The sequence below is a fragment of the Williamsia sp. Leaf354 genome (assembly GCF_001424365.1).
In the GTDB taxonomy this organism is placed as follows: Bacteria; Actinomycetota; Actinomycetes; order Mycobacteriales; family Mycobacteriaceae; genus Williamsia_A.
Genome location: NZ_LMPL01000001.1, coordinates 197,159 through 211,300, shown reverse-complemented (window position 1 = coordinate 211,300; position 14,142 = coordinate 197,159). Strand labels below are relative to the sequence as shown.

Below are 14,142 nucleotides of genomic sequence, written 5' to 3'. Positions count from 1 at the left end.
CGGTCAGATCGCGCCACCGGCGATCGAGGGCGCGGTGGCGTCGGCCTCGGCCGCGACGTTGAGTTCACGCTGCACGAAGTTCTCGAGATCGAAGGTGTTGCCGTTGCAGCGCTCGGCGACGGTCTGCAGGGTGGTCATCACCGCGACCTCCTCGACCTGCTCCTTGAGGAACCACTGCATGAACTGCTCGCCGAGGTAGTCGCCCTCGTCGCGCGCGGTCTTGGCCAGCGCGATGATCTGATCGGTGACCGTCTGTTCCTGGTGCAGGGCGAGCTTGATCGGCTCGCGGAAATCGCCGAAATGGCTTTGCGGAGCGGCGATCCCGGGAACCTCGACGGCCATGTCGCGGTCGAGGAAGTACTGGATGATCATCATCGCGTGGTTGCGCTCCTCGACCGACTGGCCGTAGAAGTGCTTGGCCAGCTGCGGGAGATCCTCGTTGGCGTAGAACGACGCGAGCGCGATGTACTGCTGCGACGCGGCGAACTCGTGGGCGATCTGCTCGCCGAGGAGCTGGTGGAAAGCGGATACGGGGCTCGCTGCTGAGCGCGTGGTGACGGACATGGCGACGAGACTAGGCTGTCCGATTTGGCCTGTCATCCAAGTTCGCCCTTACTGAGGATGCACTTCCCACCGCTCAGCTGATCGCACCGGTGTTGGTACTCAAGAGGTTCTGGGGGATGGGTGAATCCTTCGCGATCAGGTCGAAGAAGGTCGACGTGTCGTCGTCGGGGGCCAGTGCGTCGCCGTCGTCGGTGCTCTCCGAGCCGCCGGTGGGTGTGGTCGTCGTCACCGGTCCGCCGCGCAGCGCCCACCCCAACATCGCGAGGTTCCAGATGTGGTCACCGTTGTCGACCGTGAGCGTCGAGACGGTGCCGCTCACGAACGGGAACAGCCGGAACGGGTTGGCGATGGTGGAGAAACTCGCCGCCTTCGACATCAGCGCGGTGAGGAACTTGCGCTGGTTGACGACGCGTTCGAGATCGGCGTTCGGGAATGCGCGGGTGCGCACCAGTCCCAACGCCTGACGGCCGTTCAGATCCTGGCACCCGGCCCGCAGGTTGAGGCCCGCCTTCGGATCGCGCAGTGGTTGGTCGAGACAGATGTTCACCCCGCCGACCGAGTCGACGAGGGTGTCGAAGCCACCGAAGCCGATCTCGGCGTAGTGGTCGATGTGCACCCGGGTGAACGTCTCGATGGTCTGCACGAGCAGCTTCGGACCGCCGAAGGTGAACGCCGCATTGATCTTGTGCGGGCCCTGACCGGGGATGGTGACGTAGAGGTCGCGCGGGATGCTGACGATGATCGCCTTCCCGCTGTTGGGGATGTGGACCAGCATCATGGTGTCGGTGCGGCCGAGATCCCCGTCGACATCGCCGGTGGTGAGGTTGCGCTTCTGTTGTTCGGTGAGGCCGGCGCGCGAATCCGAGCCCACGAGAAGCCAATTGGTGCCCGGGGTGTCGCGGACGCGGTCGGGGTAGGCGCTCAGGGCGTCTACGCGGTTGAGCTTCGAGTCGTAGTAGAACGTGAGGCCCACCAGCGCCACCACGATCACGAGCAGCAGCGCGAGCAGGGTGCGACCGATGCGGGGGCGACGCAGACGTCGACGCCGGGGCGGTCGCGGCGGCGGGCCGACGGGGCGTTCGGGTCGCGGCGGGCGAGGGGGCCCGGGTGGGCCCGGACGTTCGAGTCTCGGATCGCGTCGGAAGCCCTGGGCGTCGGCCGGTGTGCGACCACGCGGCGGCGGAGGGGGTGGCCCGCCGCGGCGCGGTGGCGCGTCGCGGAACGGTTCGGGCTTCTGCGGGGGCGCGTAGCCGTCGACGCCTCGCGCGGGACCCGGCCGTGGCGCGCCCGACCGTGGGGGTGGGGGCTGGTTCGGTGCCTCCGACCAGGCGCGGGGCGGGCGTCGGTCACCGCCGCCGTCACCGCGTCGGGGCCCGCCCGGGTCGCGGGGGCGCCGGATGAAGGGCCCCTCCTGGTCGCTCACAGCCACGACTGTACGGAGCCGTGCGGCGCGAAGGCGGTCACTGCAGCCAAGTGAGATGGTCTCGCAACAGCGCGTATCCGACGAACGCGACGGTGTCGATGAGGGCGTGGCCGATCACCAGGGGCCATGTGCGCGACGTCAGCTGGAAGAACCGGCCGTAGACCAGACCCATCACCACGTTGCCCAGGCCGCCACCGAAGCCCTGATAGAGGTGGTAGCTGCCACGCAGCAGCGCCGACGCCAGCAGCGATCGGTTCTCGCCCCACCCGAGCTGGCGCAGCCGGGTGATCAGGTAGGCGACCACCAGCACCTCCTCGGCCCCGGCGTTGCCGACGGCCGAGATCACCAGGATCGGTAGGCGCCACCACGTGTCGGTGAGGTCGCTGGGCAGCACCTGGGCGTTGACGCCCAGTGCACGCGCCACGAGGTAGAGACCCAGCCCCGGCAGCCCGATCCCGGCGGCGAGCGCCGCGCCCCAGGCGACGTCGCGGCCTGTCGGGCGGCGGGTGATCCCGGCGCGGTGCAGGGCCACGCCGCCGCGGTAGATGAGGTAGGCCGCGAGCGCGGCGATGGCGAACAGCCTCGTGGCGGCGAGCAGTTGGCGGGCCAGGTCGATGTAGTCGATCGTCGAGGTCGACTGGTTGAGGGCGACCGTGCTGTTGCCGATCCCGCCCGATCGCAGCTCGGCCTCGAGCAACGACAACGCCGAGTACGCGCCGGAGAGACCGAACGTGAGGATGACGACGATGCTGATCTCGGCGCCGATGAGCCGACGCTGCGTGCGGTCGGTGACGACCGCGATGTCGGCGGGGCGCGCCGGCGTCAGCAGTGTTCGGATGGGTGAGGGCACCTCGCCACGATAGAGATGCCGCCTGTGTCAGTCGGTGATGCTGTTGAGGTAGGGGCAGCCCGCGAGCGCGCGGATCGCCCGCGACAGGGCCATCACGTCGGTGACGGGGCGGTCGAACGACAGGCGGGTGTCGAGGTCACCGGTCTCGCCCTCCACCCGGAACCGGATGCCCCAGCGATCGATGCCGAGCGGGCGCACCCGACCGTTGCGCAGGTGCCGCGGGAGGCGACGGCCGAGCTGCTCGATCACGTCGGAGTGGTCGGAATCGAGGTGGACGATCCAGTCGGCCTCGTACTGCCAGAACGGGTCGGGTGTTGCGCGGGTCAGCTCGTCGGCGGCCACCGCGGCCGCACCGGTCGATGTGGCGATGACGGCGCCGGTCAGCTGCAGACGCAGCATCGAGTAGCCGTGACCGAGGTCGAGCAGCTCGTCGGCGGGGTGCTCGAGGGCGATCTCCATGGCGAGGTCACGCTCGAGGTCGGCGGGCACCCGGTGCAGCACGCCGTTGAGCCAGATGAGCGACCGCACGCGTTCGCGGAGCTCGATGGGTGCGCAGTCGGTGACCTCGACCATCGCCGGGACACCGTCGGAGTCCGCGCGGGTGGCGGCCATGGCGTCGGTGTCGGATCCGATGAGGACGAACGCCTGACCGTCGAACAGGTGCACCATCGTCACCGGCGACGGTTCGGCCCCCTCGATGGCGACCATCGCCGCGGTCACGCGCATACACGCGGTGCGGATCGCCTCGGCGTCGGTCGGGCGGTCGGTCACGGTGGTTGCCATGGCGGGTCCTGTTCTGGCGGAAGCTGAACGAGCGTGGTTAAGGTAACCCTAACCTAAACTCTGGAGCGGGGTCAGGCAACAGGTGGACTAGGCTCGACGCGTGTCCGATCTCCGCCCTCTGCTGCCCGAGCCATCCGGCGCGGTCGCGTATTTCGGTCCGGCGGGAACCTTCACCGAGATGGCCCTCGACCGTCTGATGGACCGCGTGGGCTGGGCCTGTCGCGAGCGTTCCGCGCAGTCGAGCCCGGGAGATGTCGTCGCGGCCGTCCGGTCGGGTGCCCTCGAGTACGGCTGCGTCCCGATGGAGAGTTCGGTCGAAGGTGCGGTGCCCGCCACCATGGACGCGCTCGCCGCCGGCGACGGCGTGCAGATCCTCGCCGAGACCGTCCTCGACATCGCCTTCACCGTCGCCGCGGCCCCCGGACGTGGCCGTGACGACGTGCAGACCATCGCCGCCTATCCCGTCGCCGAAGGTCAGACGCGCGAGAGCCTGCGGCGGCTGTTCCCCTCGGCGAGGGTCGTCCCGTCCTCGTCGAACGCCGCCGCCGCTGCCGATGTCGCGGCCGGCCGCGCCGACGCCGCGCTGACGACGGCCCTCGCCGCCGGGAACCACGGTCTCGTCGCGCTTGCCGAGGATGTCGCCGACGCGGCCGACGCCACGACACGGTTCGTGTTGATCGGACGCCCGGCGCCGGTCCAGGCGCGCACCGGTAGCGATCGGACGGCGGTGATCCTGAACCTGCCGGATGCGCCCGGCTCCCTCGTGCGTGCGATGAGCGAATTCGCCACGCGTGACATCGATCTGATGCGCATCGAGTCGCGCCCCCGACGCCATTCGCCGGGCTATCACTTCTTCCTCGACGCCTCCGGTCACATCGACGACCCCCTGATGGGACACGCGCTGGCGGGACTGCACGCCTTCGCCGAGAAGGTCACGTTCCTCGGTTCGTGGGCCGCCGAACGCGCGACCGGTGCGGCCTCACCCGACCATTCCGACTCGCTGCGCTGGGTCGAGGCGTTGCGCCGGGGTGAGCACTGATGGCGTCGTTGCACCTCGTCCGGCACGGGCAGACGACCTCGAACGTGATGGCGCGCCTCGACACACGACCCCCGGGCGCGGGGCTCACCGACTTCGGTGCGCGCCAGGCGGTTCGGTTCGGCCTCGAACGCCCCGACGTCACACCGATCGCGCTGTACAGCTCGATCGCCCGGCGCGCGCGAGAGACCGCCGACCTCATCGGGACGGTGTGGGGGATCGAGGCACAGGCAGTCGCAGACCTCCACGAGGTGCAGGTCGGCGACCTCGAGGACCGCAACGACGACGACTCGGTGCGCGCCTTCCGTGATCTGATCGCCGACTGGTTCGCCGGTCACACCGATCGGCGGGTCGGCAACAGCGAGAGCCTCGACGACCTGCTGGGCCGCTACGTCCCGGTGATCGAGTCGCTGCGCGACGCCCACGCCGATGCGCCCGGCGACGTGTACGTGGTGAGCCACGGGGCCGCGATCCGACTGGTCGCCGCGCATCTCTCGGGCGTCGACCCCGAGTTCGCGCTCGAGAACGGGCTGCCCAACACCGGGTCGATCGAACTCGCCTGGCGCGACGACGCGTGGACGTGCGTGCACTGGGGAGGTGTCGACCCGGCCCGCCCGTCCGGGGCTGTCACCGTCGACCCGATGGGCTGAGGCGCTATCCGGCGGGTCGGGCCGATCCGGCCTGGGAGAACCGCGGCGGTGAGCACTGCTTCCACGAGCCGTCCTCGCGGACGAAGAGCCACTCGATCCCGGTGAACGGTCCGATGGTCTGAAGCGATCCCGAACCACCGACCTGATATCGCAGATCGACCGTGGCAGTAGCGGATTCCCCGGTCACACGGATGGCTCCCACGTGGTCGACGACGACGTGGACCGGGCTCGGACGCGAACCCGGGGTGTTCTCCGCGGCCACCGACGAGCAGATCGTGGCCCGGAACGCGGCCAGGTCGGTCCCGTTGCGCGTTCGCGCGTAGGCATCGATGGCGGTGCGGATCGCGGCGGAGTCACTCGACGGCGCGAGGGTCGATGAGGGCGGCGCCGCGTCGGGACCGGTCCGGCTGCAGGATGCGATCGCCGCGGCGAGCACCACTGCGCCGCCGGCCACTCGGACCGCACGCATCAGCCCCATCCGTGGGCGTGCAGCCAGGTGTCGTCGATGCCGAAATGGTGCGCGATCTCGTGCACGACGGTGATCGCGACCTCATTGACCACCTCGTCGCGGTCGGTGCACATCGCGAGCAGGGGCTCGCGATAGATCGTGATCGTGTCGGGCAGTGCGCCGCCGTAGGTGGTGTCGCGGTGGGTCAACGCGATGCCCTCGTAGAGCCCCAGCAGATCGGGTTCCTCGGGGTGGTGCGCCTCCACGAGAACGACCACGTTGTTCATCGCGTCGGTGAGCTCGGTCGGGATGGTGTCGAGGGCGTCCGACACCAGCTCCTCGAACTCCCGATCCGACATCTCGACGGTCATCGCGCGGATCCGTCTGCGACAGAGAGGTACATGGCGGTCAGCCCTCGGGGGCCGGGACCTCGGTCGGGTTGGGGGAGATGCCCTGCGGTAGCGGCACCGGGGTCGGGTTGAGGCGACCGGGCGGCTCCACCGGCGGCGGCACCGGCACCTTGCCGTTGATGAGCAGGTTGGGCTTGCCGTCGCCGACAAGGGTGGCGAAGCCCCCGCGGTCGGGCAGACCGACGTAACAGACCGCGGTGCGACTGCCCGACAACCAGCTGACCTGGCTGATCGTCGACCACTGCACGTTGAGCGTGGTGTCGGTCAACGCCTTCTGCGTGCCGAAGAACCCGGTCGTCATCTTCGGGCAGACGCCGGAGAGGAACCGGTTCTGGGTCGCGATGTCGGGCCAGGGCTTCCCCGCGCCGGGGGCACCGAACTGCTCGGCCAGCCCGACGAGCCCGGTCACCTGGAACGCGTGCTGCTCGGCGCAGTTCACGGGGTCGGTGGGCTGGCGCGATTGCTGGTTGATGCCGATGCACGTACCGATCGGCCACTGCGGCGCCTGGTCGAGGTCGGCGACACGACCGAGGAACGGCTGCAGTCGACCCGTGGAATCGGCGGACTGGATGCCGCAGCGCAGGGTGCGTTCGCCGTCGTTCCACTGACGCTGCGAGGGGTAGAGCATCCCGACCGAGAAGCGACCGTTCGGATCGAATCGACCGTTGAGGTAGGAGTTCACCTCGTTCGGGCAGTACTGCTCGCGCAGCGCGACGAACTGCTCCCGGCTCGGCCACGGCGCGGTGTCGCCGAATGTGTTCGCGGCGGCGGCCGTGAGGTCGACGACCCCGGCCACCTCGAAGTAGTGCGATCCGCCGCAGCCGATGGCCGACGGGCGGCTCGGATCGTTCTGCGGCCAGGTGAGACACGTGCCCGGGGTCGAGCGGTTGAACGCGTTGGCCTGCGGCCCGCGGGCCTCGGCGCCGATCGCGGTCTGGTCGATCGACCCGGCATCGGAGAACCCGCCGATGGCCGCGACGATCGCCGCTGCCGCCAGCGCGCCGAGCACGACGGCGCCGAGCACGGTCCGCATCGGGTGCGCGGTGAGCCACCGGGTTCGACCCGCGGCCGGGCCTGCGGCGGTCGTGTCCGCGGAATCGCGAGCGTCCTCGGGCTCGGGAACCGGATCGCTGTCCTCGTGTACCGCGGTCTCGACGGTCTGGGGGTCATCGTCGGGCGCAGCGTCCTCGGCCGACGCGGTCTCGTCGACGGGGTCGTGCGGGGTGTCGTCGGACGGGGAGTCGTCGGGTGCGGGGGGATCGGTGGGCGCAGACATCGCCGTCCATCATGCCTGTCGCGGGGCGGCGTCCGGCCGATACCGTGGACCTCGATGCCGATCCCCGATGAACCGACCCCTGACCAGCGCGATGCCGACGACCTCGCCGAGCTGGCCGGCCGGCTGTTCGACATGGCGCGGGGCGGTCACACCGCGTCGCTGGTCGGGTACGTGCGGGCCGGTGTGCCCGTGAACCTCACGACCGGCACCGGCGACACGCTGGTGATGTTGGCCGCGTACCACGGGCACGCCGCGACGGTCGCCGCCCTCGTCGGTCTCGGTGCCGAGGTCGATCGCCCCAACGACAAGAACCAGACCCCGCTCGCAGGTGCGGTGTTCAAGGGGCACGACGACGTCGTCGAGACCCTCGCCGCTGCGGGCGCCGATCCCGACGCCGGTACGCCGACCGCCCGCGACGCCGCCTCGATGTTCGGTCGCGAGGATTATGCGGCGCGGTGGCCGTGATCGGGGACTGACCCGCGCAGGGCCAGCCAGTAGGGTTCTGCAGGTGATCGACCTCAAGATCCTGCGGGACGACCCCGACCTCGTGCGTACCTCCCAACGCAAGCGCGGAGAGGACCCCGCGCTCGTCGACACCCTTCTCGACGCCGACGTCACGCGTCGATCCGCGATCGCCGATGCCGACGCGCTGCGCAACGAGCAGAAGACGCTCGGCAAGTCGGTCGGCAAGGCCTCCGCCGACGAGAAACCCGCGCTGCTGGCCCGCGGCAAGGAACTCGCCGACAGGGTGAAGGCCGCCTCGGCAGCCCAGTCCGAGGCCGAGGCCGTGGTGACCGCGACCCATCGCGCGATCGGCAACGTCGTCGCCGACGAGGCGCCCGCCGGCGGCGAGGACGACTACGTGGTGCTCGAGCACGTCGGCGAGCCGACGGCGATCGACAACCCGAAGGATCACCTCGAGATCGGTGAGTCGCTCGGCCTGCTCGACATGGAGCGCGGCGCGAAGGTGTCGGGATCGCGGTTCTACTTCCTCACCGGGCAGGGCGCACTGCTGCAGCTCGGCCTGCTGCAGCTCGCCGCGCGCCTGGCGAGCGCCAACGGGTTCACCATGATGATCCCGCCGGTGCTGGTGCGCCCCGAGGTGATGGAGGGCACCGGCTTCCTCGGCGCGCACTCGGCCGAGATCTACCACCTCCCCGACGACGACCTGTACCTCGTCGGGACATCGGAGGTACCCATGGCCGGGTACCACATGAACGAGATCCTCGACCTCTCCGACGGGCCGAAACGCTATGCGGGATGGTCGAGTTGCTTCCGCCGCGAGGCCGGCAGCTACGGCAAGGACACCCGCGGCATCATCCGCGTGCACCAGTTCGACAAGGTGGAGGGCTTCGTCTACTGCAAGCCCTCCGAGGCCGAGGCCGAGCACCAGAAGCTGCTGGGGTGGCAGAAGGAGATGCTCGCCGCCATCGACGTGCCCTACCGCGTGATCGACACCGCCGCAGGTGATCTCGGATCGTCGGCGGCACGCAAATTCGACTGCGAGGCATGGGTTCCCACGCAGGGGACCTACCGCGAGCTGACCTCGACCTCGAACTGCACGACGTATCAGGCCCGTCGGCTCTCGGTGCGCTACCGCGACGAGAACGGCAAGCCGCAGACCGCCGCGACCCTCAACGGCACGCTGGCCACCACGCGCTGGATCGTCGCGATCCTCGAGAACCACCAACAACCCGACGGCACCGTGAAACTGCCCGAGGCGCTCGCCGCGTCGGTCGGGACCGACGTGCTGCGCCCCACGAGCTGACCACGCGCCCATGTTGATCGCGGGAGTCCTCGCTGCGCTGTTCGCCTCGATCGCCTACGGGGTGTCGTCGGTGCTGCAGGCCCACGGCGCCCGCAGCAGTCACGACGCCGCCCTGGCGCGCGGCGAGACCGGGCTCTCGACCGAGACCGGCGCGCCCACACTGCGATCGACGGTGTTGGCGATGCTGACGGTCTACTTCATCGTCGGGACGGTGATGGACGTGGCGGGCTTCGTCGGGGGCGCGGTGTCGGCCCGGCTGTCACCTCTGTTCCTGTCGCAGACGATCATCAGCGCCAACCTCGTCATCACCGCGGTGCTCGGCATCTTCGTGCTGAAGATCCGTCTGCACACCCGTGACTGGATCGCGATCGCGGTGGTGCTGTTGGCGCTGTGCGCGTTGGGGGTGTCGGCGAAGGAGAACCCCCGAGAGACCGAGTCGATGCTGTTCCACTGGGTGTTGCTCGGCGCGACCGTGGCGTTGGTCGTCGTCTCGGTCGCGCTGGTGCGGTTTCTCGGATCCCGCGCGGCCATCGCTGCCGGTCTCGCGGCCGGTGCGCTGTTCGGTGCCGTCGCCATCTCGGTGCGTGTGCTCGACGGTCTCGATCCGTTCTCGCTGTCGACGCTGTTCACCGATCCCGCCCTGTATGCGTTGGCGCTCGCCGGGGGCGGCGGCTTCTACCTGCACACCGTTGCGCTGCAACTGGGTTCGGTGAACGGTGCGACCGCCGCGCTGGTCGTCGGTGAGACCGTGGTGCCGGGTGTGATCGGCGTGATCTTCCTCGGTGACGAGACGGTGAACGGCCTCGCGTGGCTCGCGGTGCTCGGTTTCGTCGCCGCGGTCGTCGGTGCCGTCACCGTCGCCTGGTCGGGCGCGGTGGAGGCGTCAGCGCAGGCCGAGGCACAGGCGGAATAGTGCCGGGCACGGGCGAGTTGACGTCGTCGACGCCCACCTGAGGAGATCCCGACCGTGCCACTCGTACACATCCACCTGATCGAGAACCGCCGTACCACCGAACAGGTCCGTGCGCTGGCCGACGTCGTGCAGGAGGTGCTACTCGAGCACTTCGCCGCCCCTCCCCGCGATCGCTACCAGCTGATCACCGAGCACAAGCCCGGCGGGATCATCGCCGAGGACACCGGGCTCGGATTCGAACGCACCGACGACATCGTGCTCATCCAGATCGTGCAGCAGGGCCGCGACACCGACCAGAAGCAGGCCACCTACCGTGCGCTGGCCGACCGGTTGGGCGCCGAATGCGGTCTCGCAGGAACCGATCTCATCGTCTCCGTCGTCGAGAACACCCAGGCCGACTGGTCGTTCGGCAACGGGACCGCCCAGTTCGTGACCGGCGACCTGTAGATCTCAGCCCCGTGCCGCGCGACCCGCGGCACGGGTACGACCGGGTGTCTCGCCGATGACCCCGCGATAACGGCGCGAGAAATGCGCGTGATCGGTGAAGCCCAGATCAGCTGCGAGGGTGGACAAGTCGGTGTCGGGTTCGGTGTAGAGCTGAGTGGCCGCGTCCTGCATCCGGCGACATTCGATGAGCTGCTTCGGGGTGAAGCCGGTGTGTCGACGCACCACGCGCTCGACCGTGCGCACCGATGCGTGCACGGCATCGGCGAGCGCGGCGGCCGTGGTGATGTCGGCGCGTTCCTCGGCGATCACCGCCGCCGACGTGGCCAGGCGGCCTGCGGCGTCGACGCGGTCGGCGAGCGGCGTGAGCCACTCCTGCAGGATCCCGCGCAATTCCTCGCTCTCGCCGGTCATCGCGGCTGCGAGTCGGGTGGAGGGAGCGTCGTGGAACGCGACGTCCACGCCGAGCAGCCCGGTGTCGACGAGGTCGGTCAACAGCGGGGTCGCGGCCGGGCGGAACAGGACGCCGACCGCCCAGCCGGTGCCGGTCAGGGTGCGTTCGGTGACGTGCGGCTGCGGCCCGTGCAGGCCGGTGTGATGCGAGCCGTCGACCTGCGGCCCGGCCTCGACGACGACATTGAGGGCGGGGTAGTTCAGGACCCGCTGGGTCAGCGGTCGGTCGAGGCGCCACCGGACGACCCAGACGTTGCGCACCAGGTCGGGGAGACCGAGTTCGAAGCGGTCGAAGACGACGCCGGGCGATCCCGGGTTGAGGTGGCCCCGGGACGTGATCGCGTGGTGGATCTCCGGCGGTCCCATCGTCGGACAAGTCTGTCGCAAACGTACAAGACCTGCCAGCCCCCGGCGGCGACGATGGACGGCATGACCAGCACCGAGAACACCACCCCCGCGACCGGAGACCACACCACCGACGGCCGCCCGCACGCCTACTCGTCGCTCACCCCGTTCATCGTGGTGAGCCCGGCCCGCGACGCGATCGAGTTCTACCGCAGCGTGTTCGACGCCTCGGTCGGCGGCGTCACCGAGATCGACGGCGTCGTCGCACACGCCGAACTCCAGTTCCCCGAAGGACGACTGCAGCTCGGGGAACCGTCCCCAACCTACGATCTCGCCGTGCCGACCCCGGGATCCCCGGCGATCTACTCCCTCGCGATCTACGTCCCCGATGTCGATGCCGCCGTCACCCGCGCAGTCGACGCGGGCGCCACCGTGCGCGAGCAGCCCATGACGTTCGTCTCCGGTGACCGCTTCGCGTCGGTGCTCGACCCCTTCGGTGTGCGGTGGTCGGTGATGACGCGCGTCGTCGACATCAGCCCGGAGGAGAGCGAACGACGTGTCGCGGACTGGGCCGCCGACCAGGGGTGACGACCGACGCAGCTACTCGTGGAGGTCGCTCGACGGCAGGTTGCCGAGAATCGCGAAGCCCTCGAGGTAGGGCTCGATGTCGCCGGCGACGGTCCACGATCGCAGCTGCGCCGCCGACCGGCGGCTCACCAGCGCGCGGGCGAGATCGGCGTCGGTGGCGGCGACGACCGCGGCGGGTTCACCGTCTGCCGATCGCCACGCCCAGCGCTGCCCCCGTAGTTCGAGGGGTGGGAGGTCGGTGACTCGTCCGGCGAGTCGCTGTGCGAACTGGTCCCGGACATGCTGTGCCGCAGGGGTGTCGGTGGCACCGTGGGCACCCAGTGCGCCGCGCAGGTCCTGCTCGTGGATGACGATGTCGTTGATCGGACGGTCGCCGGCGTGACCCATGTACGCGACCATGGCGTCGGTGATGCCGCGCCACTCGGCGACCAGCTCGGCGACATCCCTGTCGCGTCGGGCCTCGACCTGCGCGGCGGTCCAGGCCTCGTTGTGGTCGTCGGGTTCGTGTCCGGCCACCACGTCGGCTCCTATGCCGACCATGTGCGACAACAGATCTCGCACCGTCCAGTCGGGACAGGCCGGGACCGCCGCGGCGACGGCCGCCTCGGGGGCGCGCTCGACGAGATCGATCACGCGCTGTTGCGCGGCGGTCCATTCCGCGATGGCGTCGAACATCAGGCCTTCTCTCCGATGGCGGCCGAGATCAACACCTCGGCGGCGTCGCGTGCGTGTCGTGCTGCGGTGGGGTCGGCGACGATCGCCGACGTCGTCTGCGCGCCCTCGGCGAGGAGGACGAGCTGGCGGGCCAGGGCCGGTGTGGCGCCGGCCTTCTCGACCAGGTCGTCGACGTAGACCTGGAAGCTCTCCTTGTGTGCGCGCGCCGCCGCGGCCACCTCGGGTGACGACCCGCCGAGTTCGCCGAACGCGTTGATGAACGCGCAGCCACGGAAGTCGTCGGTGACGAACCACTCGGCCAGGAAGTCGAACACCGCGAGAAGCTTGTCGCGGGGCGAGGTGACGGGGGCGGCCACGCGATCGAGGCCCGACACCCACATCCCGTGACGATGGTCGAGCACCGCGAGCACGATCGCGTCCTTGCCGGGGAATTCGGCGTAGAGACGTTTGAGGGAGACGCCGGCCGACGCGCGCAGTTCGTCCATGCTCACCTGCTGGATCCCGCGTTCGTAGAACAGCCGGTCGGCTGCCTCGACGATGGCGGTCCTGGTGTCCATGGGGTCAGTGTACTTGCCGCGAGAACGATCGTTCTGTACCGTGGTCTCACGAGAGAACGTCCGTTCTCTCGCCGACGGAACCACACCTTCGTCCAGGAGACACGTCATGGGTTACATCACCACCACAGGCACCGAGAACTCCGCTCCGATCGAGCTCTACTACGAAGACCACGGCACCGGGCAGCCCGTCGTGCTGATCCACGGTTACCCGCTCGACGGGTCGTCGTGGGAGAAGCAGACCGCCGCGCTGCTCGACGCCGGCTACCGCGTCATCACCTACGACCGCCGCGGATTCGGGAAGTCGAGCCGTCCCACCATCGGTCACGACTATGACACCTACGCCGCCGACCTCAAGGCCGTCCTCGATCAGCTCGACCTGAACCAGGCCGTGCTCGTCGGCTTCTCGATGGGCACCGGCGAGGTGGGGCGCTACCTCGGCACGTACGGATCGTCGCGCATCGACAAGGCCGTGTTCCTCGGGTCGCTCGAGCCCTACCTCCTGCAGACCGACGACAACCCCGCCGGCGTCCCGCAGAGCGTGTTCGACGGTCTCGCCGACGCGGTGAAGTCCGACCGCTACGCGTTCTTCACCGACTTCTTCACGAACTTCTTCAACACCGATGACTACCTGGGCAACCGGCTCAGCGAAGAGGCCCTGGCGGCCAACAAGCAGCTGGCCTACAACGCCTCGCCGTGGGCATCGGTCGCGGCTCAGCCGACCTGGCTCACCGACTTCCGCGAGGACATCCCGAAGATCGACGTGCCGTCGCTGATCGTCCACGGCACCGCCGACAACATCCTGCCCATCGACTCCACGGGCCGGGAGTTCACCAAGGCGCTGCCCGACGCCGAGTACGTCGAGATCGAGGGTGCGCCGCACGGCCTGCTGTGGACTCACCACGAAGAGGTCAACAAGATCCTGCTCGACTTCCTGGCGAAGTGAGATCCTTCCCCGCGAA

Annotated in this window: 18 protein-coding genes; 8 read left to right on the top strand and 10 right to left on the bottom strand. The window is 69.5% G+C overall.

What is annotated here, in order from left to right:
- Window positions 1–3: 3 nt before the first annotated feature.
- From ASG12_RS00910 to ASG12_RS00895, 4 genes are all read right to left on the bottom strand, one after another.
- Window positions 4–564 carry a ferritin gene (locus tag ASG12_RS00910; protein ID WP_055784211.1) on the bottom strand — a complete coding sequence of 187 codons (561 nt, stop codon included), beginning with the start codon at window positions 562–564 and terminating at the stop codon, window positions 4–6.
- A 73-nt stretch (window positions 565–637) separates the two neighbouring features.
- Window positions 638–1,987 carry an LCP family protein gene (locus ASG12_RS00905; protein ID WP_235455709.1) on the bottom strand — a complete coding sequence of 450 codons (1,350 nt, stop codon included), beginning with the start codon at window positions 1,985–1,987 and terminating at the stop codon, window positions 638–640.
- 37 nt (window positions 1,988–2,024) lie between these two features.
- The gene (locus tag ASG12_RS00900; protein WP_055784208.1) at window positions 2,025–2,837 is read right to left on the bottom strand and encodes a CPBP family intramembrane glutamic endopeptidase; all 813 of its coding nucleotides are present in this window, start codon (window positions 2,835–2,837) and stop codon (window positions 2,025–2,027) included.
- Window positions 2,838–2,864: 27 nt separating this feature from the next.
- Window positions 2,865–3,620: a DUF2470 domain-containing protein gene (locus ASG12_RS00895; RefSeq protein ID WP_055784206.1), complete on the bottom strand. Its 756-nt coding sequence runs from the start codon at window positions 3,618–3,620 to the stop codon at window positions 2,865–2,867.
- A 100-nt stretch (window positions 3,621–3,720) separates the two neighbouring features.
- Between ASG12_RS00895 and pheA the strand changes: the two genes are divergently transcribed.
- Window positions 3,721–4,659, top strand: a complete 939-nt coding sequence (gene pheA / locus ASG12_RS00890; protein WP_268810413.1) for a prephenate dehydratase — start codon at window positions 3,721–3,723, stop codon at window positions 4,657–4,659.
- The gene (locus tag ASG12_RS00885; protein ID WP_055784204.1) at window positions 4,659–5,306 is read left to right on the top strand and encodes a histidine phosphatase family protein; all 648 of its coding nucleotides are present in this window, start codon (window positions 4,659–4,661) and stop codon (window positions 5,304–5,306) included. Before pheA ends, ASG12_RS00885 begins: the two co-directional genes overlap by 1 nt.
- A 4-nt stretch (window positions 5,307–5,310) precedes the next feature.
- Here the strand turns inward: ASG12_RS00885 and ASG12_RS00880 are convergent, their stop codons facing one another.
- Genes ASG12_RS00880 through ASG12_RS00870 form a run of 3 tightly spaced genes read right to left on the bottom strand, consistent with a single transcriptional unit; the run spans window position 5,311 to window position 7,440 of the window.
- A complete protein-coding gene (locus tag ASG12_RS00880) occupies window positions 5,311–5,775 on the bottom strand; it encodes an Rv0361 family membrane protein (protein WP_156377869.1) in 465 nt (154 codons plus the stop codon).
- Window positions 5,775–6,125 carry a metallopeptidase family protein gene (locus ASG12_RS00875; RefSeq protein WP_055784199.1) on the bottom strand — a complete coding sequence of 117 codons (351 nt, stop codon included), beginning with the start codon at window positions 6,123–6,125 and terminating at the stop codon, window positions 5,775–5,777. Before ASG12_RS00875 ends, ASG12_RS00880 begins: the two co-directional genes overlap by 1 nt.
- Window positions 6,126–6,162: 37 nt before the next feature.
- Window positions 6,163–7,440, bottom strand: coding sequence for a septum formation family protein (locus tag ASG12_RS00870; RefSeq protein ID WP_055784197.1), 1,278 nt, complete (start codon window positions 7,438–7,440; stop codon window positions 6,163–6,165).
- 54 nt (window positions 7,441–7,494) lie between these two features.
- On the opposite strand from ASG12_RS00870, the gene ASG12_RS00865 reads away from it, so the two are divergent.
- From ASG12_RS00865 to ASG12_RS00850, 4 genes are read left to right on the top strand one after another with little or no spacing between them, the layout of a single operon-like run.
- Window positions 7,495–7,905 carry an ankyrin repeat domain-containing protein gene (locus tag ASG12_RS00865; protein ID WP_055784195.1) on the top strand — a complete coding sequence of 137 codons (411 nt, stop codon included), beginning with the start codon at window positions 7,495–7,497 and terminating at the stop codon, window positions 7,903–7,905.
- Window positions 7,906–7,948: 43 nt separating this feature from the next.
- Entirely contained in the window at window positions 7,949–9,208 is a 1,260-nt protein-coding gene (serS, locus tag ASG12_RS00860; RefSeq protein ID WP_055784193.1) for a serine--tRNA ligase, read from the top strand.
- A 10-nt stretch (window positions 9,209–9,218) separates the two neighbouring features.
- Complete coding sequence (locus ASG12_RS00855) at window positions 9,219–10,121, top strand: hypothetical protein (RefSeq protein WP_235455708.1); 903 nt, start codon at window positions 9,219–9,221, stop codon at window positions 10,119–10,121.
- Between the two features lie 54 nt (window positions 10,122–10,175).
- On the top strand, window positions 10,176–10,568 hold the full coding sequence (locus tag ASG12_RS00850; protein WP_055784191.1) for a tautomerase family protein: 393 nt from the start codon (window positions 10,176–10,178) through the stop codon (window positions 10,566–10,568).
- Between the two features lie 3 nt (window positions 10,569–10,571).
- On the opposite strand, the gene ASG12_RS00845 is transcribed toward ASG12_RS00850, so the two are convergent.
- Window positions 10,572–11,384 (bottom strand): helix-turn-helix domain-containing protein, encoded by an 813-nt coding sequence (locus ASG12_RS00845; RefSeq protein ID WP_200932713.1) that lies wholly within the window; start codon window positions 11,382–11,384, stop codon window positions 10,572–10,574.
- A gap of 63 nt (window positions 11,385–11,447) precedes the next feature.
- Here ASG12_RS00845 and ASG12_RS00840 point away from each other — a divergent pair, with 63 nt between their 5' ends.
- Window positions 11,448–11,951: a VOC family protein gene (locus ASG12_RS00840; RefSeq protein ID WP_200932712.1), complete on the top strand. Its 504-nt coding sequence runs from the start codon at window positions 11,448–11,450 to the stop codon at window positions 11,949–11,951.
- Between the two features lie 12 nt (window positions 11,952–11,963).
- On the opposite strand, the gene ASG12_RS00835 is transcribed toward ASG12_RS00840, so the two are convergent.
- Window positions 11,964–12,626 carry a maleylpyruvate isomerase family mycothiol-dependent enzyme gene (locus tag ASG12_RS00835; protein ID WP_055784188.1) on the bottom strand — a complete coding sequence of 221 codons (663 nt, stop codon included), beginning with the start codon at window positions 12,624–12,626 and terminating at the stop codon, window positions 11,964–11,966.
- On the bottom strand, window positions 12,626–13,183 hold the full coding sequence (locus ASG12_RS00830; RefSeq protein ID WP_055784185.1) for a TetR/AcrR family transcriptional regulator: 558 nt from the start codon (window positions 13,181–13,183) through the stop codon (window positions 12,626–12,628). Before ASG12_RS00830 ends, ASG12_RS00835 begins: the two co-directional genes overlap by 1 nt.
- A gap of 106 nt (window positions 13,184–13,289) precedes the next feature.
- Between ASG12_RS00830 and ASG12_RS00825 the strand changes: the two genes are divergently transcribed.
- Window positions 13,290–14,126, top strand: coding sequence for an alpha/beta fold hydrolase (locus tag ASG12_RS00825; RefSeq protein ID WP_055784183.1), 837 nt, complete (start codon window positions 13,290–13,292; stop codon window positions 14,124–14,126).
- Window positions 14,127–14,142: the final 16 nt, after the last annotated feature.